The 22,395-nt window shown below is 70.0% G+C and carries 21 protein-coding genes and 1 pseudogene; 15 read left to right on the top strand and 7 right to left on the bottom strand.

What is annotated here, in order from left to right:
• Nucleotides 1–40 precede the first annotated feature (40 nt).
• From SOM11_RS12660 to SOM11_RS12645, 4 genes are read left to right on the top strand one after another with little or no spacing between them, the layout of a single operon-like run.
• Nucleotides 41–1,381, top strand: a complete 1,341-nt coding sequence (locus tag SOM11_RS12660; RefSeq protein WP_320478245.1) for an alanine--glyoxylate aminotransferase family protein — start codon at nt 41–43, stop codon at nt 1,379–1,381.
• The gene (locus tag SOM11_RS12655; RefSeq protein WP_320478244.1) at nt 1,378–2,655 is read left to right on the top strand and encodes an allantoate amidohydrolase; all 1,278 of its coding nucleotides are present in this window, start codon (nt 1,378–1,380) and stop codon (nt 2,653–2,655) included. Before SOM11_RS12660 ends, SOM11_RS12655 begins: the two co-directional genes overlap by 4 nt.
• Nucleotides 2,652–3,581 carry a MurR/RpiR family transcriptional regulator gene (locus tag SOM11_RS12650; RefSeq protein ID WP_320478243.1) on the top strand — a complete coding sequence of 310 codons (930 nt, stop codon included), beginning with the start codon at nt 2,652–2,654 and terminating at the stop codon, nt 3,579–3,581. The genes SOM11_RS12655 and SOM11_RS12650 overlap by 4 nt, the downstream gene beginning before the upstream one ends.
• 56 nt (nt 3,582–3,637) lie before the next feature.
• Nucleotides 3,638–4,279 carry a TetR/AcrR family transcriptional regulator gene (locus SOM11_RS12645; protein WP_192061447.1) on the top strand — a complete coding sequence of 214 codons (642 nt, stop codon included), beginning with the start codon at nt 3,638–3,640 and terminating at the stop codon, nt 4,277–4,279.
• Here the strand turns inward: SOM11_RS12645 and SOM11_RS12640 are convergent.
• From SOM11_RS12640 to SOM11_RS12620, 5 genes are all read right to left on the bottom strand, one after another.
• Nucleotides 4,204–5,598: a PP2C family protein-serine/threonine phosphatase gene (locus SOM11_RS12640; protein ID WP_320478242.1), complete on the bottom strand. Its 1,395-nt coding sequence runs from the start codon at nt 5,596–5,598 to the stop codon at nt 4,204–4,206. The two genes, SOM11_RS12645 and SOM11_RS12640, sit on opposite strands and share 76 nt — an antisense overlap.
• A 151-nt stretch (nt 5,599–5,749) precedes the next feature.
• A complete protein-coding gene (locus tag SOM11_RS12635; RefSeq protein ID WP_320478241.1) occupies nt 5,750–6,976 on the bottom strand; it encodes a calcium:proton antiporter in 1,227 nt (408 codons plus the stop codon).
• A 118-nt stretch (nt 6,977–7,094) separates the two neighbouring features.
• Nucleotides 7,095–7,412, bottom strand: coding sequence for a DMT family transporter (locus tag SOM11_RS12630; RefSeq protein WP_320478240.1), 318 nt, complete (start codon nt 7,410–7,412; stop codon nt 7,095–7,097).
• A complete protein-coding gene (locus SOM11_RS12625; protein WP_320478239.1) occupies nt 7,412–7,765 on the bottom strand; it encodes a DMT family transporter in 354 nt (117 codons plus the stop codon). Before SOM11_RS12625 ends, SOM11_RS12630 begins: the two co-directional genes overlap by 1 nt.
• Entirely contained in the window at nt 7,762–8,391 is a 630-nt protein-coding gene (locus SOM11_RS12620; protein ID WP_320478238.1) for an XRE family transcriptional regulator, read from the bottom strand. Before SOM11_RS12620 ends, SOM11_RS12625 begins: the two co-directional genes overlap by 4 nt.
• Nucleotides 8,392–8,586: 195 nt before the next feature.
• Here SOM11_RS12620 and SOM11_RS12615 point away from each other — a divergent pair, with 195 nt between their 5' ends.
• From SOM11_RS12615 to SOM11_RS12565, 11 genes are all read left to right on the top strand, one after another.
• Nucleotides 8,587–10,035 (top strand): sugar porter family MFS transporter, encoded by a 1,449-nt coding sequence (locus tag SOM11_RS12615; protein WP_320478237.1) that lies wholly within the window; start codon nt 8,587–8,589, stop codon nt 10,033–10,035.
• Nucleotides 10,032–10,991, top strand: coding sequence for a 5-dehydro-2-deoxygluconokinase (gene iolC / locus SOM11_RS12610; protein ID WP_320478236.1), 960 nt, complete (start codon nt 10,032–10,034; stop codon nt 10,989–10,991). The genes SOM11_RS12615 and iolC overlap by 4 nt, the downstream gene beginning before the upstream one ends.
• Entirely contained in the window at nt 10,984–11,907 is a 924-nt protein-coding gene (locus SOM11_RS12605) for a Cgl0159 family (beta/alpha)8-fold protein (RefSeq protein ID WP_320478235.1), read from the top strand. Before iolC ends, SOM11_RS12605 begins: the two co-directional genes overlap by 8 nt.
• Nucleotides 11,904–13,412: a CoA-acylating methylmalonate-semialdehyde dehydrogenase gene (locus tag SOM11_RS12600; RefSeq protein ID WP_320478234.1), complete on the top strand. Its 1,509-nt coding sequence runs from the start codon at nt 11,904–11,906 to the stop codon at nt 13,410–13,412. The genes SOM11_RS12605 and SOM11_RS12600 overlap by 4 nt, the downstream gene beginning before the upstream one ends.
• 75 nt (nt 13,413–13,487) lie before the next feature.
• Nucleotides 13,488–14,411, top strand: a complete 924-nt coding sequence (gene iolB, locus SOM11_RS12595) for a 5-deoxy-glucuronate isomerase (protein ID WP_320478233.1) — start codon at nt 13,488–13,490, stop codon at nt 14,409–14,411.
• Complete coding sequence (gene iolD / locus SOM11_RS12590; RefSeq protein ID WP_320478232.1) at nt 14,408–16,306, top strand: 3D-(3,5/4)-trihydroxycyclohexane-1,2-dione acylhydrolase (decyclizing); 1,899 nt, start codon at nt 14,408–14,410, stop codon at nt 16,304–16,306. The genes iolB and iolD overlap by 4 nt, the downstream gene beginning before the upstream one ends.
• A 52-nt stretch (nt 16,307–16,358) precedes the next feature.
• Nucleotides 16,359–17,318, top strand: a complete 960-nt coding sequence (locus tag SOM11_RS12585; RefSeq protein ID WP_320478231.1) for a sugar phosphate isomerase/epimerase — start codon at nt 16,359–16,361, stop codon at nt 17,316–17,318.
• Between the two features lie 38 nt (nt 17,319–17,356).
• A complete protein-coding gene (locus SOM11_RS12580; RefSeq protein WP_320478295.1) occupies nt 17,357–18,406 on the top strand; it encodes a Gfo/Idh/MocA family oxidoreductase in 1,050 nt (349 codons plus the stop codon).
• A gap of 3 nt (nt 18,407–18,409) precedes the next feature.
• Nucleotides 18,410–19,291 (top strand): sugar phosphate isomerase/epimerase family protein, encoded by an 882-nt coding sequence (locus SOM11_RS12575; RefSeq protein WP_320478230.1) that lies wholly within the window; start codon nt 18,410–18,412, stop codon nt 19,289–19,291.
• Nucleotides 19,292–19,336: 45 nt separating this feature from the next.
• Nucleotides 19,337–20,443: a transaldolase family protein gene (locus SOM11_RS12570; protein WP_320478229.1), complete on the top strand. Its 1,107-nt coding sequence runs from the start codon at nt 19,337–19,339 to the stop codon at nt 20,441–20,443.
• A 132-nt stretch (nt 20,444–20,575) separates the two neighbouring features.
• Nucleotides 20,576–20,995 carry a tautomerase family protein gene (locus SOM11_RS12565; protein WP_320478228.1) on the top strand — a complete coding sequence of 140 codons (420 nt, stop codon included), beginning with the start codon at nt 20,576–20,578 and terminating at the stop codon, nt 20,993–20,995.
• 56 nt (nt 20,996–21,051) lie between these two features.
• Here SOM11_RS12565 and SOM11_RS12560 read toward each other — a convergent pair whose 3' ends face one another.
• Together SOM11_RS12560 and SOM11_RS12555 are read right to left on the bottom strand one after the other, a co-directional pair.
• Nucleotides 21,052–21,807 (bottom strand): GntR family transcriptional regulator, encoded by a 756-nt coding sequence (locus tag SOM11_RS12560; RefSeq protein ID WP_320478227.1) that lies wholly within the window; start codon nt 21,805–21,807, stop codon nt 21,052–21,054.
• Nucleotides 21,808–21,866: 59 nt separating this feature from the next.
• Nucleotides 21,867–22,395, bottom strand: a pseudogene (locus tag SOM11_RS12555) (hypothetical protein); the annotation flags it as partial.

Below are 22,395 nucleotides of genomic sequence, written 5' to 3'. Positions count from 1 at the left end.
GTTCATCCGCCTGAAACACGGGTTGCGTAAGATGGGCCGGGTGAAACGAGTCTTCCAGCAGATCGATCCCCCCGCTCGACTGTTGATGGGCCCCGGCCCGATCAACGCCGATCCGCGAGTGCTGCGCGCCATGTCGGCGCAGCTCGTCGGTCAGTACGACCCGGCGATGACCGCCTACATGGACGAGACGCAGGCCCTCTACCGCGAAGTGTTCCGCACCGCGAACGAGCAGACCGTGCTCGTCGACGGCACCTCGCGCGCCGGCATCGAGGCGGCCCTGGTGTCGCTGATCGAGCCGGGCGACCGCGTGCTGGTGCCGGTGTTCGGGCGCTTCGGGCACCTCCTCCGCGAGATCGCCGAGCGCTGCGGCGCCGAGGTGCACACCATCGAGGTGCCGTGGGGCGAGGTGTTCACGCTCGAGCGGATCACCGCCGCGATCGATCGGGTGCGCCCGAAACTTCTCGCCGTCGTGCACGGCGACACGTCGACCACAGTGGCCCAGCCGCTCGAGGGCCTCGGCGAGGTCTGCGCGAAGCACGGCGTGCTGTTCTACACGGACGTCACCGCGTCGATCACCGGCAACGCCTTCGACACCGACGCGCTCGGCCTCGACGCCGTCACCGCGGGGCTGCAGAAGTGCCTGGGCGGTCCGTCGGGCTCGGCGCCGGCCACGTTCTCGCCGCGTGCGGTCGAGGCGATCCGGTCGCGGACGTCGATCGAGGCGGGCATCCGCGGCGACGGCGACGTCACGAGCAGCCGGCGCATCGCCTCGAACTACTTCGATCTCGCGATGATCTTCGACTACTGGGGCCCACAACGGCTGAACCACCACACCGAGGCGACGACCATGCTCTACGGCGCCCGCGAGTGCGCCCGGCTCGTGGTCGACGAGGGCCTCGAGCAGACCATCGCCCGGCACGCGCTGCACGGCTCGGCCATGCTCGCCGGCGTGCAGGGCCTCGGTCTCGAGGTGTTCGGCGATCTCGCGCACAAGATGAACAACGTCGTCGCCGTGGTGATCCCCGACGGGGTCGACGGCGACGCGGTGCGCGGCGCGATGCTGACCGACTTCGGCATCGAGATCGGCACCTCGTTCGGTCCGCTGCACGGCAAGGTGTGGCGCATCGGCACCATGGGCTACAACGCCCGTCGCGACACCGTGCTGACCACTCTCTCCGCGCTCGAGGCCGTGCTGCGCCGGGCCGGAGCGCCGATCACGACCGGCGGCGGAGTGGGCGCGGCCTACGACGTCTACACCGACGCGGACCGCGCGGCGGCGACCGCAGCGACAGCGGCGGCTGCGACCGAGGCGGCGGCGACCACAGCGGCCGCGACCGAGGCAGCGGCGACCGAGGCGGACGGCGTAGGAGGCGCGGCGTGAGTCCCGAAGAGGCCTCCGGCATCGCCCCCGACGCGCGCACGGTGCTCGAGCGCTGCGACGTGCTCGCCGCCGTGTCGTCGAGCAGCACCGGTCTCACCCGCGTCTACCTCAGCCCCGAGCACGCGCGGGTCAACGAGCTCGCCGGTCGGTGGATGGAGCAGGCGGGCATGACGACCTGGCTCGACGCCGCCGGCAACCAGCGGGGCCGCTACGAGGGCCGGGAGCCCGGGGCGCCCGCCCTGCTGCTCGGCTCGCACCTCGACACGGTGCCCGACGCGGGGCGCTACGACGGCATGCTCGGCGTGCTGCTCGCGATCGCGGTCGTCGAGCGTCTCAGCGCCGCCGGCGTCCGGCTGCCCTTCGCCGTCGAGGTGCTCGCGTTCGGCGACGAGGAGGGCACCCGCTTCGGCACGGCCCTGCTCGGATCGCGCGCCGTCGCCGGCACCTGGGACGACGCGTGGTGGCAGCTCGTCGACTCGGAGGGCGTGAGCCTGCGCGACGCGTTCGTCGCGTTCGGGCTCGACCCCGAGGCCGTGGGCGACGCCGCGCCTCCTCGGGGCTCCGTCATCGGGTATCTCGAGACCCATATCGAGCAGGGGCCGTACCTCGAAGAGGCCGATCGGGCGCTCGCCGTCGTCTCGTCGATCGCCGGGGCGCGGCGGTTCGAGCTGACCATGACGGGAGTCGCCGGACACGCCGGCGGTGTGCCCTTCCATCGGCGGCACGACGCCCTGGCCGGGGCGAGCGAGGTCGTGCTCGCCGTCGAGCGCATCGCCCGCGACGCCGGCTGCATCGCCACGGTCGGGCGTCTCGAGGCGTTCCCCGGCGGGGTCAACGTGATCCCCGGGCTCGTCGAGTTCAGCCTCGATCTGAGGGCCGAGCACGACGACCGGCGCGACGAGGTCTGGGCCGCCATCGAGGCCGCCGCAGCCCGCACCTGCGCCGAACGCGGGCTCGTCTTCGCCGCCCACGAGACCCACTCGGCACCGGCCGTCGTCGCGTCGGCGGCGCTCGCCGACGCGGTGCGCACCGGCATCGTCGCGACCGGCGACGCCGAACCGATGACCCTGTTCTCGAAGGCCGGGCACGACGCCATGGCGATCGACGCCCTGACCGACTGGGCCATGCTCTTCGTCCGCTGCGGCAACGGCGGCATCAGCCACCACCCCGACGAGACCGTCACCGCGGCCGACGTCGCCGTCGCGCTCGACGCGTTCGAGGCTGCCGTCCGCGAACTCGCCGCCCGGCACGTCTCCGCCGAGACGACCGCATGAGCGACGCCCCCGCAGGAGGCGCGGGTCGGGTCGACCCCGCCGCCACCGCCCCCGGGTCGCCGGCCCCCGACCCGGCCCCCGGTTCGTCGCTCGACCCGGCCCCCGACCCGGCCCCCGAGGGCATCCGCGACCGCATCGACTCGGGTTACGGGGCGCTGAGCCCGAGCGAGCAGCGTGCGGCGGACTTCATCCTCGATCACCTCGACGACCTCGCCGTCTACACGGCGACCGAGATCGCCGAGCAGAGCGGGGTGTCGAAGGCGACGGTGTCGCGGCTGTTCCGGCGCCTCGGGTTCACCGACGCGCAGGAGGTCCGCGATCAGGCGAGGGCCTCACGGAGCCGAGGGGTCCCGGTCGGGTCGGCCAGCGCCTCCTCGGATCTCGTGCGTCACGCGGCGGCGGAGCACCGCAACCTGCAGCGCATGCTCGACGGTCTCGCCGACGGTCGGCTCGAGCGGGCGGCGACGCTGATCGCCGGGGCCCGCCGGGTGGTCGTCGCGGGGTTCCGCAACAGCTACCCGGTCGCCTCGCACCTGCGGCAGCAGCTCGTGCAGGCGCGCGACGACGTGCGTCTCGCGCCGCAGCCCGGGCAGTCGGTCGGCGAAGAGCTCGCCGGGCTGGGCGAGCGCGACGTCGTCGTGCTCGTCGGGTTCCGTCGGCGACCGGCCGGTTTCGCGGGGCTTGTCAGCGCCCTCGGGCGGCAGGGCGTGCCCGTGGTGCTGATCGGCGACGTGACGGCCCGCGCCCCCGGTGCGCTGCGGCTCGAGTGCCCGGTCGACAGCGAGTCGCCGTTCGACAGCTACGCCGCGGCGATGAGTCTCGCGGCGCTGCTCGCCTCCGCTGTGCTCGCCGAGCATCCGCGGGCGGGGCGGACGCGGGTCGGTCAGATCACGTCGCTCTACAGCGACCTCGCCGAACTCGAGTAGCGGATGACGGCCAGCGTCGCAGCGGCGGAGACGGAGAGTCCCCTAGGGTCGAAGTCATGGTGAGCACCGCCGACGCCCCCGGTTCGCGGCCCCGCAAGGCGGAGGTGCGAGAACGGCTGCTGGTGGCCGCGGCCCGGCTCTTCTCGACCGGCGGGGTCCACACGACCACGCTCGACGAGGTGGCCCGCGAGGCCGGCTTCAGCAAGGGCGCCGTCTACTCGAACTTCGCGTCGAAGGCCGATCTCGTGGTCGAGCTGCTGCGCCGCGAGACCGACGGGGCGCTGAAGGCCCTCGACGACATGATGCTGCCCGGCACCGAGCTGACCTCGCTGCCCGACGCCGTGCGCCGGGCGTTCGAGCCGTACGGCCCCGGCACGGCCGAGGACTTCGCGCTCATGTCCGAGTTCCGTTCGCAGGCGCTCGCCGACGAGCAGGTCATGGCGGTCTTCGTCGAGCAGCGTCGGGCCGTGCTCGAGAAACTGCGCGGGCTGATCGACCAGGTGTTCGCCGGAGGCACGGTGCAGGTCACGGGACTGACCTCCGACACCCTCGCGCGCCTCCTGATCGACATCGCCCTCGGGTCGGCCTTCGACTCGCCCGCCACCGGCGAGGTGTCGCCGGGTCAGGTGATGGGCGAGGTGGTCGAGGCGCTGACGAGATCGCGGCGGATCGCCACCACGGTCACGTCGTCGGGGTAGTCGCCCTCGGCGGCCAGACGCGTGATGCTCGTCACCGCGCCCGACGCGGTGGGTTCGGCGGCGGTCGCGACGTCGGCGGCCCTGCTGAGCGCCGACACGTCGTCGTCGAAGAGGTCGAGGACCCCGTCGCTGCAGATCAGCAGCAGATCGCCGGGATCGAGACGCGCCGTGGTCGTCACCCAGGTCTGCGTGCCGAAGACGCCCATCGGGAGGTTCTCGGAGGCGATCACCTCGCGGGTGCCGTCGGCTCGGCAGATGACGCCCAGACCGTGACCCGCGTCGACCGCCGTCACCACGCCGCTCTCGGCGTCGAGCTGCAGGTGCAGCAGCGTGACGAAGGCGTCGACGGCCTCGAGATCCGTCTCGACCGCGCGATCGACGATGGACATCGTCTGATCGGGCTCGTGAGACGGGGTCGCGGCGCGGAGCGACGCCCGGACGGTCGCCGCGATCATCGCCGCGCCCACCCCCTTGCCCATGACGTCGGCGAGGGTGACCACGAGGCCGTCCGGTGTCCGCTGCCAGTCGAAGAAGTCACCGCTGACCGCACCGCTCGGGATGCAGGTGCCGGCGACGTCGTAGCCCGGCAGATCGGGGGTCGACTGCGGCAGCAGCCGGCGCTGCACCCCGCCGCCGTCGAGCAGCTCCTGACGCGAGCGGGCCGCGCGGGCGGCGAGCACCTTGGTGGTCTGCTCGCCGCTGAGCGACGCCATGCTGAACGACACCACGACGAGGAGGACGAGGGTGATCAGCGTCGTCGAGGGGGTTCCGAAGAACGTGACGAAGAGGTCGCTGCGCGGGCCGGCCGCCAGGAAGACCCCGAAGCGGACGAGGTAGTAGAGACCGAGGGCCCCCGAGGCCAGGATGAGCGGCCAGCGGGTTCGCGACAGGTGGGCGTCGAGCAGCACGATCTCGCGGGTGGAGAGACTGATCAGAGTGCCCATCAGGGCCAGATAGAAGGGTCCGCCCGACCAGTCGTTCGTCGCCGGCGAGTCGAAGGCCGACACGGACGTGACGAAGGCCGCCGGTGCGACGACGAGCCACCACGGCGTCGGTCGGCCCCGCAGGGATCTGCTGCCCATCCAGACCGATGCGGCGCCGGCGACCACGACGCCGTTGCCGAGTGGATTGCCCCACACCTGATCGGCCGTGCCGTCTCGCAGGTAGGCGAAGGACCCGGCCATGAAGAAGACGAGCGCCGCGCACCACCAGAAGCTGAAGGCGGATCTCGTGCTGCGGTAGGTGACGAACGCGAAGAGCAGGAACAGGGTGAGGGTGATGACGCCGAACGCGATCCGCAGAGTGATGGAGTCGAGCAAGGAGGATCTCTGTTCCTTCGTAGTCGGGCGACCGGAGAACTCGACCTCGGCGGGTCGTATCGGCGGCCTCGCACGCCTCGGACCCCCACGGTATTTTAAGCCGCCGGAGGGGGCGGCAGGGCACCCCCAGTTGGGGAACGACCCGTCCTGGTCACGGGGAGAAGATCAGCAGGGCGAACACGCCGAACAGGACGAGGTGGGCGACCCCGTGCAGCGCGTTGGTGCGCTTCGACGTGAAGGTGACGATGCTCAACGCGAGCGTCGCCGCGATGAGCACCGTGTTCGCGGCCGACTCGCCGAGAACGACCGTCTCGCCGGTGATCAGGCCGATGACGAGCACCGCGGGGAGGGTCAGGCCGACGGTGGAGACGAAGGCGCCTAGCCCCAGGTTGATGGTCCGCTGGGTCTCGTTGCCCAGGGAGGCGCGGATCGCCGTCACAGCCTCGGGAGTGAAGACGATGAGGGCGATCAGGACGCCGCTCAGGGTCGCGGGGGCGCCGAGGAGGGCGATCCCGACGTCGAGCAGAGTGGCCAGATCGTGCGAGAGCAGCACGATGGGGAGGACGGTGACGACGAGCAGGGCCGAGTGGGTGATGACGATGGATCTGCTCGGATGGGCCGCGGACTCGTTCTCCGTGCCGCCCGTCGTCGCCTCCGACATCGCCCCGGACGTCGTCTCCGACATCGTCGCCGCTGTGGGGGAGGGCTGCGTGAACAGCTCGCGGTTCTTCGTGGTCTGCAGGCCGAGGAAAGTCGCGTAGGCGGCGGCCGCCAGGACGGCCACGCCGACCGCCTGCACGTCCGAGAACGACCCGGCGGCGGCCGAGGTCGTGGCATTCGGCAGGACGAGCGCGAGCAGCGTGAAGACGACGATCATGCCGAGGTACTGCGCCGTGCCCTCCCGGTTGTAGCGCTGGGGGCCGTGCCGCAGTCCGCCCACCAGGAGGGCGGCACCCAGCACGCCGTTGATGATGATCATCATCACGGCGAAGAGGGAGTCGCGGGCGATGGTCGTCGACTCACCCGGCCCGAGCATGACCGAGGCGATCAGGATGACCTCGATGATCACGATCGACAGGGTCAGGATCAGGGTGCCGAAGGGCTCTCCGAGGGCTCTCGCCAGATGCTCGGCCTCGTGGACGACGCGGAACGCCGCGACCACGATCGCCGCGAGGATCACGACGAACGACACCGCGGCCACCGGGGGATCGACGGGGTCGCCGAGCAGACCCGGTCCGACGATGACGGAGGCGGCGACGACCAGCCACACGGCGATCAGCGGCACGAGGGTCGAGGGGGCGAGGACTACGCCGAGGGGCGTCGCCGGGGCCGTCGTCGGTGCCTCTGTCGAGGGGTGTGGACGAGTCGTGTGGGGCATGGTCACCTCCGCGAGGTCGTCCCCGAGAGCTGCCGACCCGCGGAGGTCGTCCCCCGGGGTGCGTCGATCAGCCGACGATACCAGCGCCGCCCGAGCATCCCCGGTGCAGAACGCACGATCAGTGGCTGGCGCCGAGTTCGATGAGGAGCACGCCGCCGACGATGATGACGATGCCGAGGCTCATCAGCCAGGTCAGCGGCTCCTCGAACAGGAACCTCGAGATGATCGCGGTGACGGCGACCCCTGCCGCGGCCCAGATGCCGTAGGCGACTCCGAGGGGGATGCCGCCGGCGAGGGCGAGGGCGAGCATGGAGAAGGCGACGACGTAGCCGGCGGCGACGCCGCCGTACCAGCGCCTGTCGTCGATGGCGAGGCGGAGGGACGTCGTCCCGGCGACCTCGAAGGCGATGGCGAGGAGGAGGAACAGGTAGGCCATCAGTCGGTCTCCGGCTTCTTCGCAGCCTGGGCGCCGAGCTCGACGCAGAGGACGCCGACGATGACGATGACGATGCCGATGCCCATCAGGAACGTGATCGGCTCGCCGAAGAAGAGACTCGATGCGACCGCTGTCAGGGCGACGCCGCTGGCACCCCAGATGCCGTAGGCGACCCCGAGGGCCATCCCGGTGCGGAGCACCAGGGCCAGGAGGATGAACGCGGCGAGGTAGCCCACGGCGACCACGGCGTAGAAGGCGGGCTGCTCGAGGGCGGCTTTGAGCGACAGCGACGCGGTCACCTCGGACAGGATCGCCGCCGCGAGGAGCAGCCAGCCCTTCGTGGTCTCGTTCATGAGTCGGTCCCTTCGTCGATCGGGTGCGGAGAGATGTCACGGAGGGGCGCGGTGCCGACGTCCGGTTCGAAGACGGCGAGGGTGAACGCGGCCCGCTCGGTGGTCGTGTTCGCGTACGAGTGGGGCTGGTCGCCGTCGAAGGCGCAGGTGTCGCGGGTGCCGAGCGTGGTGCTGGCGGGGCCCGTCCTCAGGGTCACCGTGCCGGCGGTCACGTGCAGGATCTCCCTCGTGCCCGGTGCGTGGGGGAGGCTGTCGTGCTCGTCGCCCGGCTCGAGGCTCCACTGCCAGAGCTCGAGGACGTCCGGCGACGGCGTCCCTGCCAGCAGCACCCCCGATCCGCCTCCGGGGCTGCGCCAGAGGGTCGTCCCCTCGCCGTCGCGGGTGAGGGCCGCGGGCACGCCCTCCCGCTCGGCGACCAGGGTGGGCAGTCCGATCCCGAGCGCGTCGCTCAGCAGCAGCAGCGTCGTCACGCTCGGGTTCGTGTCGCCCTTCTCGACCTTGACGACCATCCGCCGGCTGACCCCGGATCGCTCCGCCATCTGGTCGAGCGTCCACCCGTTCGCCTGGCGCGACGCCCGGACGCGTCCGCCGATCAGTGCCGCGAGGTCGCCCATTCCGTTCACCATAGAGTGCACCGTAGTGCACTACCGTGGGCGCGAGGCGAAGACGGCCTCGAGCTCAGCAACTCGTCGTCGTCCATGATCAGATCATTTGACTGATTGACAGGACATGAGAACATGATTAGCCTCATCCTGTCGCCGGCATCAGGGTGGCACCCCGCGGCAGAGCGGGGAGCAGTCACCACAACCAATGGAGGAATCGTGGTCACGAACGCATCCGGAGGCTCTCCCCGAAGAGCGCTTCCCGCCCTGGTCTCAGGGCCTCACACCAGACGACTCGGCACCGTCGCGGTCATCGCGACGTTCGGCGGGCTGCTCTTCGGCTACGACACCGGTGTCATCAACGGCGCCCTCGACTCCATGGAGGAGAGCCTCGGGCTCACGCCCGCCAGCGAAGGCGTCATGGTGTCGGCGATCCTCATCGGAGCCGCCGTCGGCGCGTTCTTCATCGGACGCATCTCGGACGCCTTCGGCCGGAAGCCCACCATCAACACCCTGGCGATACTGTTCTTCTTCGCCGCTCTCGCGTGCGTCCTCGCCCCCACTTGGGAGTTCCTCACCGGGGCTCGGTTCTTCCTCGGGATCGCGGTCGGCGGCGCCTCCGTCACGGTCCCCGTCTTCCTCGCCGAGCTCGCCCCGACGGAGCAGCGCGGCGGTCTCGTCAGTCGCAACGAGCTCATGATCGTCTCGGGCCAACTCGCCGCGTTCACGATCAACGCCGTCATCGGCAGCATCTGGGGTGAGCACGACGACGTCTGGCGATACATGCTCTCCGTCGCCGTGCTCCCCGCCATCGCGCTCTTCATCGGCATGTTCCGTGTGCCCGAGAGCCCCCGTTGGCTCATCGCGAAGGGCCGCGACGACGACGCCCTCGCAGTCCTCAAGCAGATCCGCGCCGACGACCGCGCCGTGGCCGAGATGGCCGAGGTCCGCGAGCTCGCCGAAGAGGAGAAGGAGGCGAAGAGCGCCCGCCTCTCGGATCTCGTCGCCGAGCCATGGCTCCGCAAGATCCTGCTCATCGGGATCGGCCTCGCCGTCACCCAGCAGCTCACCGGCATCAACTCGATCATGTACTACGGCACTCAGGTGCTGCAGCAGTCGGGCTTCTCGCAGAGCGGCGCCCTGATCGCCAACGTCGGCGCCGGTGTGATCGCGGTCGTCGCCATGCTCGTCGCCCTCCGAGTCATCAACAGGGTCGGCCGACGCAACATGCTCATGTTCGGCTTCGCCGGCGTCGCGATCTTCCACCTGCTCATCGGCCTGTCGTCCCTCCTGATCCCCGAGGGCCTCGGCCGTGCGATCGTCGTCCTGATCTTCGTCATCTGCTTCGTCGGCACCATGCAGGGCACGATCGGGCCGCTCGTGTGGCTCATGCTCAGCGAGATCTTCCCTTTGAAGCTCCGCGGAGTCGGGATGGGCCTCACCGTGCTGATCCTGTGGCTCACGAACTTCGCCGTCAGCCTGCTCTTCCCGATCCTGGTCGCCGGCATCGGCATCTCGACGACGTTCTTCATCTTCGCGGTGCTGAACACCGCCTCCTTCGTCTTCGCCGCGACACGCGTCCCCGAGACCAACGGCCGCTCGCTCGAGCAGCTCGAGGAGGACTTCAGCACAGGGGCCATCTACATCGTGAAAGAAGGCAGGAAGTGACCGACAGCAGCTCTCTCGAGGTCCTCACGATGGGTCGTGTCGGCGTCGACATCTACCCTCAGCAGTCCGGGGTCCCGCTCGAAGAGGTCGAGACGTTCAGCAAGTCCGTCGGCGGCAGCGCCACCAACGTCGCCATCGCCGCCGCTCGTCATGGGCGTCGCTCCGCCGTCCTCACCCGCACCGGCGACGACCCCTTCGGTCGCTACGTCGTCCGTGAGCTCGAACGACTCGGCGTCTCCACCCGGCTCATCTCGACGGTCGACGGTCTGAACACGCCCGTGACCTTCTGCGAGATCTTCCCGCCCGACGACTTCCCGCTGTACTTCTATCGGCAGCCCAAAGCCCCCGACCTGATGATCACGGCCGGCGGTCTCGACCACGCGGCGATCGAGCAGGCGAGCGTCTTCTGGGCCACCGTGACGGGTCTCAGCGAAGAGCCCAGCAGGCAGGCGCACCATGTCGCGTGGCAGACCCGTGACCGCCGCCCGCTGACCATCCTCGACCTCGACTACCGGCCCATGTTCTGGAGCAGCCCCGAGGTGGCGACCCGCGAGGTGGGTCGGGCGCTCGAGCACGTGACCGTCGCCGTCGGCAATCGCGAGGAGTGCGAGATCGCGGTCGGCGAGACCGAACCCGAACGCGCTGCGGACGCCCTCCTCGATCGAGGCGTCGAGATCGCCATCGTCAAGCAGGGGCCTAAGGGCGTCCTCGCCAAGACGCGAGACGAACGCATCGAGGTGCCCGCGCATCGCGTCCAGGTCATCAACGGCCTCGGGTCCGGCGACGGCTTCGGAGGGGCGCTCTGCCACGGTCTGCTCTCCGGCTGGTCGCTCGAACGCACCCTGAGGTTCGCCAACGCCGCCGGGGGCATCGTGGCCACGCGCTTCGAGTGCTCCACCGCCATGCCGACCACCGACGAGGTGGAGGCAGTCCTCCAGGAGGCGCACCATGTCTGATCCCATCGCACCCACCGTCGACTTCGAGCGACTCCGGAGCATCCGCGCCGCCGCCCCGCACCGGATCGCCGAGCTCCTCGCATCGAGAACGCGGCCCGCACCGCTGGCGGCCGACGGGCGCCTGTTCATCATCGCCGCCGATCACCCCGCCCGGGGCGCCCTCGGAGTGCGGGACGACGCCACCGCCATGGCCGATCGTTACGACCTCCTCCGGCGACTGGTCGTCGCCCTCGACCGACCCGGCGTCGACGGGGTGCTCGGCACCCCCGACATCCTCGAAGACCTGGCGCTGCTCGGAGCACTCGACGGCAAGGTCGTCGTCGGCAGCATGAACCGCGGCGGACTCCAGGGCGCCTCGTTCGAGATGGACGACAGATTCACCGCCTACTCGGCCTCGTCCATCACGGAGTCGAACCTGGACTTCGCCAAGCTGCTCGTCCGCATCAACCTCGACGACGCCGGCACCGCAGCGACCCTCGACGCGACGGCGCGCGCGGTGACCGAGTCGGCAAGGCTGCGCCTGCCGATCATGCTCGAACCGTTCATGAGCAGCTGGGTCGACGGGCGGGTGAAGAACGACCTCACCGCCGACGCCGTCATCAAGTCGGTGGCGATCGCCTCAGGGCTCGGAGAGTCGTCCGCCTACAGCTGGCTGAAGCTCCCCGTGGTCGAAGACATGGAGCGCGTCATGGCGGCCACGACCCTCCCCACGCTGCTCCTCGGCGGAGACCCCGGCGGAGACCCGGCCGACACCTACCGTCGCTGGGCCGAGGCGCTCGCCCTCCCCGGCGTCCGAGGTCTCGTCGTCGGACGAACCCTCCTCTACCCGGGCGACGACGACGTCGCCGCCGCCGTGGACCTCGCAGCAGGCCTGGTCCACACGCCCGCCCACACGAACGGATCGACAGAACGATGACCTCCACGCCCACGGACCTCCCTCTCGTCGCGCACTGGATCGACAACGCCGAAGCACCCGGCGCCGGCGGACGCACCGCGCCCGTCTACGACCCGGCTCTCGGCCGCGTCACGAAGAACGTGTCGCTCGCCGACCGGTCCGAGATCGACGCCGCCGTCGCCTCCGCCGCCAAGGCCTTCCCCGCCTGGCGCGACCTCTCGATCACGAAGCGGCAGCAGATCATGTTCCGATCCCGCGAGCTGCTCAACGAGCGGAAGGGCGAACTCGCCGAGATCCTCACGAGCGAGCACGGCAAGGTCCTCTCCGACGCTCTCGGCGAGATCACCCGTGGCCTCGAGGTGGTCGAACTCGCGACCGGGTTCCCGCACCTGATCAAGGGCGAGTTCTCCCAGCAGGTCTCGACCGGTGTCGACGTGTACTCGACGAAGGCTCCGCTCGGCGTCGTCGGGATCATCAGCCCGTTCAACTTCCCGGCGATGGTGCCGATGTGGTTCTTCCCGATCGCCATCGCGGTCGGCAACACCGTCGTGCTGAAGCCGTCCGAGAAAGACCCGTCGAGTGCGATGTTCCTCGCCCGCCTCTTCGCCGAGGCCGGCCTGCCCGAGGGTGTGTTCAACGTCCTCCACGGCGACAAGGAGGCCGTCGACGGTCTGCTCGAGCACCCCGAGGTGAAGAGCATCTCGTTCGTCGGGTCGACGCCGATCGCGCAGTACATCTACGAGACCGCCGCGAAGCACGGCAAGCGCGTCCAGGCTCTCGGCGGTGCGAAGAACCACATGCTCGTGCTGCCCGACGCCGATCTCGACCTCGTGGCCGACAGCGCGATCAACGCGGGGTTCGGTTCGGCGGGCGAGCGCTGCATGGCGATCAGCGTCGTCGTCGCGGTCGAGCCCGTGGCGGACGAGCTGATCGAGAAGATCACGTCGCGCATGTCCGGCCTCACCGTCGGCGACGGGCGTCGCAGCTGCGACATGGGCCCGCTCGTCACCGAGCAGCACCGCGACAAGGTCGCCGGCTACATCGACATCGCTATCGAAGACGGTGCCGACGTCGTCGTCGACGGCCGCGGCATCGAGGTCGACGGCGAGGCCGATGGCTTCTGGCTCGGCCCGACGTTGATCGACCGGGTGCCGCTGACGAGCCGGGTCTACACGGAGGAGATCTTCGGCCCGGTCCTCTCGGTGGTGAGGGTCGCCTCCTACGAAGAGGGGGTCGCCCTGATCAACGCCGGCGCGTACGGCAACGGCACCGCCATCTTCACCAACGACGGAGGCGCGGCGCGGCGATTCCAGGCCGAGATCGAGGTCGGCATGATCGGCATCAACGTGCCCATCCCCGTGCCCGTCGCCTACTACTCGTTCGGCGGCTTCAAAGACTCCATCTTCGGGTCCGACAAGGCGTACGGCATGCAGGGGTTCGAGTTCTTCACACGCGAGAAGGCGATCACATCGCGGTGGCTCGACCCGAGCCACGGCGGGGTGGACCTGGGATTCCCCCAGAACTGACCCGACGGAGGATCTCTCCCCAGGCTGCAGGCTCGCGACCACGGTGTCGCGGCACTCGATGATGAGGTGGACGACATGGACGACGACACACGCTGGTTCTTCCCCCGCGGCGACCTCGCCCGCCACGACTGGCAGACGGTGGTCGATGGCGAGGTCTACGGCTGGCAGCACACCGGGCTGAGGGTCGGCGAGCTGGCCGGCACCGGGGCGCGGCTGCCCGCGGTCGGCGTCGAGCGGATGATCGTGCCGCTGTGCGGCGACGTCGTGGTCGAGTGGAGCGATGCCCGCGGCGGCTCGGGCACCGTCGAGCTGGCGGGTCGCTCCTCCGTCTTCGAAGGCCCCGCCGACGTCGTCTACCTCGGCATCGACACGGAGGCGCGCCTCACCGGCGAAGGCCGGGTCGCGGTCGCCGAGGCCCCCGCCGACCAGGTGCTCGACGTGCAGGTGCTGCGAGCCGCCGACATCCCGGTCGAGATCCGAGGGTCGGGCCGCTCCACCCGCCAGGTGCACAATTTCGGCACGCCGGCGGGCCTCCACGCGCAGAAGCTCATCGTCTGCGAGGTCGTGACCCCGGCCGAGAACTGGTCGTCGTACCCCGCCCACAAGCACGACGAGTCCATCCCCGGCGTCGAGTCCCGACTCGAGGAGATCTACTACTTCGAGTCGGCCGTCAGCCGCGGTCTCGACGCCCCCGAGCAGGCCGACCCCTTCGGCCTGTTCGCCACCTACAGCTCACCGGCGGGGCGGATCGACGTGAACCAGTTCGTCCGCACGGGCGACGTCGCCCTGGTCCCCTTCGGCTATCACGGCCCGGCCGTCGCGGCTCCGGGCTACGACCTCTACTACCTGAACGTCATGGCAGGCCCGGATCCCGAGCGTGCCTGGCTCATCACCGACGACCCGGCGCACGGCTGGGTCCGCACGCAGTGGGAGTCCCAGGCTCCTGACCCCCGACTGCCTTACCTCCCCGCAGCAGCACCGAAAGGACCACGTCGATGACGACGAGACGACTCACCGTCGGCCAGGCTCTGGTCGAGTTCCTCGCGAACCAGTGGACGATCGACGGAGACGTGCGCGAGCGCACGATCCCCGGCATGTTCGGCATCTTCGGCCACGGCAACGTCGCCGGCGTCGGCCAGGCCCTGAAGCAGTACCACGTCGACCGGCCCGGCCTCATGCCCTACCTGCAGGCGCGCAACGAGCAGGCGATGGTCCACGAGGCCGTCGGGTACGCCCGGATGCACCGGCGGCGCGCCACCTACGCGAGCACCGCCTCCGTCGGTCCTGGCGCGGCCAACATGCTCACGGCCGCCGCTCTGGCGACGACCAACCGCCTCCCTGCGCTTCTGCTGCCGAGCGACACCTTCGCGACCCGGGTCAGCGACCCCGTGCTGCAGCAGATCGAGCTGCCGCACGACACCTCTCTGCAGGTGACCGACGCATTCCGGCCGCTGTCGCGGTTCTTCGACCGGGTCGATCGACCCGAGCAGCTGTTCTCGATCGCTCTCGCCGCCCTGCGCGTGCTGACCGACCCGGCCGAGACCGGAGCCGTCACGATCGCCTTGCCCGAAGACGTGCAGGCCGAGTGGGTCGACGTGCCCGAGGAGTTCCTGCAGCCGCGCGAGTGGCACATCCGACGGCCCGTCCCCGAACGCGGGCCGCTCGAGCGGGCGATCGCGGCGATCCGTTCGGCGGAGCGGCCGGTGATCGTCGCCGGCGGGGGAGTCCTCTACTCAGGGGCGGAACAGCGTCTCGACGAGTTCGCCCGCGCCACGGGCATCCCCGTGGGCACCACGCAGGCCGGTGGCGGCTCCCTCGCCTGGGATCACCCGCAGTACCTCGGCGGCATCGGGGCCACCGGCACCACGGCCGCTAACCGCATCGCGGCCGACGCCGACCTCGTCATCGGCATCGGCACCCGGTGCAGCGACTTCACCACCGCCTCCCGAACCGCCTTCCAACACGCCGACGTCCGATTCGTGAACATCAACATCGCCTCGTTCGACGCCTACAAGCACGGCTCGCAGCTACCCGTCGTAGCCGACGCGCGCGAGGCCCTCGACGCACTCCTCGAGGCCCTCGCCGGGCACGCCGTTCCCGCCGAGCACGCCGCCCGCGTGGCGTCAGAGAAGACGGCATGGGATGCCCTCGTCGACGAGGCGTTCCTCCCGTCGGGGCTCGCCCTGCCCGGTCAGCCCGAGATCATCGGCGCCGTCCAGGCCGCCAGCGACCCCCGCGACGTCGTCGTCCAGGCGGCCGGGTCGCTGCCCGGCGACCTGCACAAGCTGTGGCGGGTCCGCGACCCGCTCGGCTACCACGTCGAGTACGCGTTCTCGTGCATGGGCTACGAGATCGCCGGTGGACTCGGCGTGAAGCGGGGCGCTCCCGATCGCGACGTCATCGTCATGGTCGGAGACGGCTCGTACCTGATGCTGCACACCGAGCTCGTGACGGCCGTGGCGGAGGGCATCAAGATCATCGTCGTCCTCATCCAGAACCACGGCTACGCCTCCATCGGGCATCTCTCCGAGAGCGTCGGCGCCGAGCGCTTCGGCACCCTGTACCGCCGACTGGACCCCGAGTCGCTCGACTTCCAGGGCACCGAGGTGCTCCCGGTCGATCTGGCCATGAACGCCCGCAGCTACGGGGTCGACGTGATCGAGGTGCAGCCGACCGAGAACGCCGTGGCCGACCTCTCCGCCGCCCTCGTCACGGCCAAGGCATCGTCGACGAGCACGCTCATCCACATCAACAGCGATCCGCTGGTCTACGCCCCCGACGGCGAAGGCTGGTGGGACGTCCCGGTCGCGCAGGTCTCGACCCTCGACAGCACCCGTGCCGCCCTCGTGGACTACCGCGACCACCAGGCCGGTCAGCGCCCCCTGCTGGGCTGACCCGCACCTCCACCTCGAACTCGACGACATCCTCTCGAAAGGCACCGCCGCCATGACCGACACCGTCACCGATCCCGACACCACGCCGTCCGCCGCCTCGACCGCGCCCGGGCTCCGCATCGGCACCGCCCCCGACTCGTGGGGCGTCTGGTTCCCCGAGCACCCCAGCCAGATCCCGTGGCCGAGGTTCCTCGACGAGGTGCAGCACGCCGGCTACCGGTGGATCGAGCTCGGCCCCTACGGCTACCTGCCCACCGACCCTCACCAGCTCGAGGACGAACTCGGCAAGCGCGACCTGCTGCTGTCGGCCGGGACCGTCTTCACCGGGTTCCACAAAGGCGACGACCAGTGGCAGCGCGCGTGGGACCAAGCGCTCGCCGTCGCGGGGCTCGCCTCGCAGCTCGGCGCCGAGCACCTGGTCGTCATCCCCGACCTCTGGCGCAGCGACTCGACCACGGAGGTACTCGAGGCCCGCACACTCACCGACGACCAGTGGGCCAAGCTCGGCGCCGGCCACGACAAGCTCGGCAAGGCGCTGCTCGAGGAGTTCGGGGTGAAGCAGCAGTTCCACACCCACGCCGACAGCCACGTCGGCACGTATCAGGAGACCGAGCGGTTCCTCGCCGAGACCGACGCGCGCTACACGAACCTCTGCCTCGACACCGGCCACTTCGCCTACTACGGCGGCGACAACGTGCGCCTCATCGAGGCCCACCCCGACCGCATCGGCTACCTGCACCTCAAGCAGGTCGACAGCGACCTCCGCTTCACCGTGCTGAAGAACGACGTGCCCTTCGGCGACGCCGTCGCGATGGGCGTGATGGTCGAGCCCCCGAAGGGCGTGCCCGAGCTGGCGCCCGTGCTCGAGGCGGTCAGCCGCATCGATCCCGACATCTTCGCCATCGTCGAGCAGGACATGTTCCCGGTCGCGTCGATCGACCTGCCCCTCGGCATCGCCACCCGCACCCGCGAGCACATCCTCAGCTGCTCGCCCCGCGCCCGCCTCGTCTGACGACACCCCTGTTCGAAGGAGAACCAGCCATGACCCCCATCACCCACGATCTCCGCGTCGCCGTCGTCGGCGCCGGCATGATGGGCGCCGACCACGTCGCCCGCATCGCCTCGACCATCAGCGGCGCCACGGTCGTCGCCGTCGTCGACCCCGACACCGCGCGAGCGACCGCAGCCGCCGCCCAGGCGCCCGGCGCCATCACCGCGGCCGACTTCGAGGAGGCGCTCGACGCGACAGAGATCGACGCCGTCATCATCGCGACCCCGGGCTTCCTTCACGAGGCCGTGCTGATGCCCGCCCTCGAGCGTGGTCTCGCGATCCTGTGCGAGAAGCCGCTCACCACCGACGAGGCCGCCTCCCTGCGCGTCCTCGAGGCCGAGGAGAAGCTCGACCGACCGCATATCCAGGTCGGATTCATGCGCCGCTTCGACCAGGGCTACCAAGACCTCCGGGCGCTCGTGGCCTCGGGCGAGCACGGCGCCCTGGTCGCGCTGCACTGCGCCCACCGGAACGCGACGACCCCGCCCAGCTACTCGGAAGAGATGCTGATCCTCGACTCCGTCATCCACGAGATCGACGCCGTGCCCTTCATCGCCGGCGAGCCGATCGTCGCCATCGAGGTGAAGAAGCCGCGCCGCAACTCCCTCGCCCCCGACGGTCTCCGCGACCCGCAGTTCGTCCTCCTCGAGACGGTGTCGGGCACACTGGCCGTCGTCGAGATCAACGTCAACATCCAGTTCGGCTACCAGGTGACCACCGACGCCGTCTTCGAGAGCGGTGTGGCCTCGATCGGTCGCGACACGGGCCTCCAGCTGACCAGCGCCGGTCGCGTCGGCGCGCCGGTCCCGCCGACGTTCAAAGAGCGCTTCGGCGCCGCCTACGACACGCAGGTGCAGCGCTGGGTCGACGCCGCCCGCCGGGGGACCATCGACGGGCCGAGCGCCTGGGACGGCTACCTGGCCAGCGTCGTCGCGACCGCGGGCGTCGAGGCCCAGCGGACGGGGCGCCGGGTCGAGGTCGACTACGCGATCGAGAGACCGACGTTCTACGACCTGCCCGCCGGTGCCGACGCCGCCATCGAGGCCTAGTCCGTGGTCAAGATCGCACTCGACCCCACGCCGTTGCACCACAGCCACTCCCTGCTCGAGATCCCGGCGAAGGTGGCCGAGCTGGGTTACGACCACCTCCAGCTCACGCCCCACCGGGACTTCATCCCGTTCTTCCGTCACCCGAAGGCCGACGACGACCTCGTCGACGCCTTCGCCGCCGCCTGCCGGGAGGCGCGGGTCGAGATCGCATCGGTGCTGCCGGTTCTCCGCTGGTCAGGCCCCGACGAGGAGTCCCGTCGGGCCGCCGTCAAGCAGTGGAAGCGCGTCATCGAGATCACCGCCCGCCTCGGCGTCGGCGTGATCAACACCGAGTTCAGCGGGCGCCCCGAGCTGCAGGAGGAGTCGGAGCGCCAGTTCTACTGGTCGATGGAGGAGCTGCTCCCGATCATCGAGCGGGAGGGCATCCAGGTCTACATCGATCCGCACCCCGACGACTTCGTCGAAGACGGACTCGAGGCTCTGCGCGTGATCCGAGGGCTCAACTCCTCGAACGTGGGTCTGGCCTACGTCGCCTGCCACACGTTCCACTACGGCGGGGACATGACGGAGATCATGGCCGCCGCGGGGCCGACACTCGGGTTGGTCCACATCGCCGACACCTTCGACCACCGCCGGTCGCACGGTCTGCGCTACATCACGAACCCGCCCGGGACCGCGGCCCGGGTGCACCAGCACCTGAAGATCGGCGACGGAGACGTCGACTGGGACTCCTTCTTCGACGGTCTCGGGCAGCTCGGCTTCTTCGACCGCTCCGACACGATCGCCGTGTCCAGCGTCTTCGCCGAGGACGAAGACGTCGACGCCGTCAGCCGCTACCAGCGAGAGCAGATCCGGAACCGGATCATCGCCGCGTCCCGCGCCTGACCGCGCTCAGCCCAGCAAACCGACGACCCCTCCAGGAGGAGACCGATGACGACCGTCACCGAAGCCGCAGTCACACCCCTCGACGACCGCCCCCCTCTGCTCAGAGCAGCGCAGGACACCCCCACCAGCCTGTGGAACGACTCGGCCGATCCCGCCGAGCTGGCCGCCTCCATCGGATTCGGTGCGGTCGGTGCGACCTGCAACCCGGTCATCGCCTACACGGCCATCAAGAACGACCTGGGCACTTGGGTTCCCCGCCTCCGCCAGATCGCCGAGGAGCACCCCAGCGCCGGCGAGTCCGAGATCGGCTGGCTCGCCGTCGAGCGGCTCAGCATCGAGGCGGCGGCACTGCTCGAAGGCGAGTTCGAGGCCTCGGGCGGTCGCAACGGTCGGCTGTCGATGCAGACCGATCCGCGCCTCCACCGAGACGCCGACGCGCTCGTCGAGCAGGCCGTGCACTTCTCGTCGTTGGCGAAGAACATCATCGTGAAGATCCCCGCCACGCGGGTCGGCATCGAGGCCATCGAGGAGGCGACCTATCGGGGTGTCAGCATCAACGCGACGGTCTCCTTCACCGTCGCCCAGGCCGTCGCGGTGGGCACCGCCATCGAACGGGGTCTCGATCGTCGCACGGCCGAGGGGATCGAGAACCACGAGTTCGGATCGGTCGTCACGATCATGGGCGGGCGCCTCGACGACTGGCTGAAGGCCGTGGTCAAGCGCGACCACATCATGATCGACCCGGGGCACCTCGAATGGGCCGGTGTCGCCGCGCTGAAGAAGGCGCACCACGAGTTCGTCGCCCGGGGTTTCCGTTCGCGCATCCTGTCGGCGGCGTTCCGCAATCACCTGCAGTGGTCCGAGCTCGTCGGCGGAGACCTCGTCGTGTCGCCCCCGTTCGCCTGGCAGGTCGACATGAACGCGGCCGAGCTGCCTGCGGAAGACCGGATCGACGTCCCCGTCGACCCGCGCATCCTCGACTCGCTGGCCACGAAGCTGCCCGAGGAGTGGCACCGTGCCTACGACGTCGACGGCATGACGCTCGACGAGTTCGAGCGGTTCGGCGCCGTCGTCAGGACACTGCGGCAGTTCCTCGAGGCGGACGCCCAGCTCGACGCCCTCGTCCGCGACGTGCTCGTGCCCGCCGTGTGATCCGACGGCGAAGACGCGCAGGAGGCGCGGTGTCCGCATCAGGGCACCGCGCCTCCTGCTGTCCGGGCTGGTGCGATCCGTCGCCCGTTGTTAGTATGTAATGACATTTGCCCTGACGTTAGGACGACCACCATGCCCCTCGTTCGCATCGACCTGATGACCGGCCGGACACCCGAACAGATCACCTCGATCGCCGACGCGATCCACCAGGCGATCGTCGATGTCTACGGCATCCCCGTCCGTGACCGCTTCCAAGTCGTCAACGAGCTGCCCGCAGGGCGCATCATCGCCGAAGACGCCGGGCTGGGCTTCGAACGGACCCGCGGCGTCGTGATGATCCAGATCTTCACGCAACGGGGGCGGAGCGATGAGACGAAGCAGGCCCTCTATGCCCGCATCGCCGCGGGCCTCGACGCGGTCGGCGTCGCGGGGGAGGACGTCTTCATCGGCTACGTCGAGAACGGCCCGCAAGACTGGTCGTTCGGGTTCGGGGTCGCTCAGTACCTGAACGGCGAGTTGAGAGTGCCCGCCGCGGCGCCGACCCTCGGCTGACGGATCGTCTTGTCGACGAGCGTCACTCGTCGACGGGCGTCACCTGTCGAGGAGGGTCACTTGTCGACGAGGGTGATCGAGAACGAGTAGAGGTCGGGTCGGTAGCAGTGGTGCCCGACCTCCACGGCGCGACCAGAGGCGTCGTACGCGGTACGGGTCATCGTCAGCACGGCGCCCCGGGGCTCGATCTCGAGCAGGTGCGCTTCGTCGAAGTGGGCGGCGCGAGCGCCGATCTGCTGCTTGGCGACCCGCATGGTGACGCCGTGTGCTCGCAGCAGCTGGTACAGGCCCCGGGTGCTGAGGTCGTCGTCAGAGAACTGCGCGAGATCGAGTGGGAGGAAGTTCTCCAGGATCGCGACGGGCACACCATCGGCCAGACGGAGACGCCTCACGTTGCTCACCTGGTCTCCGACTCCTATGCCGAGCGCGAGGGCGGTCTTCTCATCGGCGGGCACGACGGCGTGCGCGAGAAGGCGTGTCGTGGGGGCCTGGCCGCTCTCGGTGAGATCCTCGAACAGGCTCGTCAGTTCGACGTTGCGCGTGACGGGGCCGTGCACCACCTGTGTGCCGATGCCTCGTCGACGGACGACGAGGCCCTTGTCGACGAGCTCCTGGATGGCCCGACGGATGGTCGGTCGAGAGAGTCCGAGTCTCTCGCCGAGACCGACCTCGTTCTCGAGTCGGGCCCCCGCGGGGAGTCGGCCGCTCAAGATGGAGGCTTCGAGACGCGTGGAGATCTGATACCAGAGCGGGACGGGCCCGTGCCGGTCGAGATCTGCGAAGAGGTCGGCTGGGAGCTGCGTATCAGTCACTCGCCACCTCGCCCCTCCGACATGTCTTGACAATAGTAGGCAGGAGCCGAGCCCGGTGGCTACTCGTGCGCTCGGGGTGCGGCGGGCGCAGAGGAGAAGCCCCCTCCCGCACGAGGTGCGAGAGGGGGCCCACCGGGAACACCGGCCCCGCCCGGGTGGGCGAGGCCGGCTGTCGTCACGGATTCACCAGAGGGTGTTATTCCGTGGCGACGGTGATCTTCGCGACGCCGACGAGCATCTCGTCCTGGACGGCGTCGGTGCTGAAGGTCTCGTTCAGCAGCGCGGCGGCGTCGGGGCTTCAGGGTGCCGCCCCAGAGGTTGAACAGGTAGGCGTCTTCGACGACGACCTCGCCGTTGGCGGACACGGTGCCGTAGAGCTTGGACTCGCCCGGGTCGATGCGGAAGTCGGTGAGCTCGACGGTGGTGTCACCGGCGGTCAGCGACAGGCCCGAGCCGTCGTGGTCGAGCTCGCCCTGGACGTAGGGGCGCACGTCGGAGGAGGGGTCGTAGTAGTCGACGTTGCCGCCGGTGATCGGGAACGCGAACGTGCCCGTGGCGCCGTCGAAGGTGCCGGTGCCGACCGGGGCC

The sequence above is a fragment of the Frigoribacterium sp. CFBP9029 genome, from assembly GCF_034045305.1.
In the GTDB taxonomy this organism is placed as follows: Bacteria; Actinomycetota; Actinomycetes; order Actinomycetales; family Microbacteriaceae; genus Frigoribacterium.
This window is presented reverse-complemented; position numbering and strand designations above follow the sequence as displayed.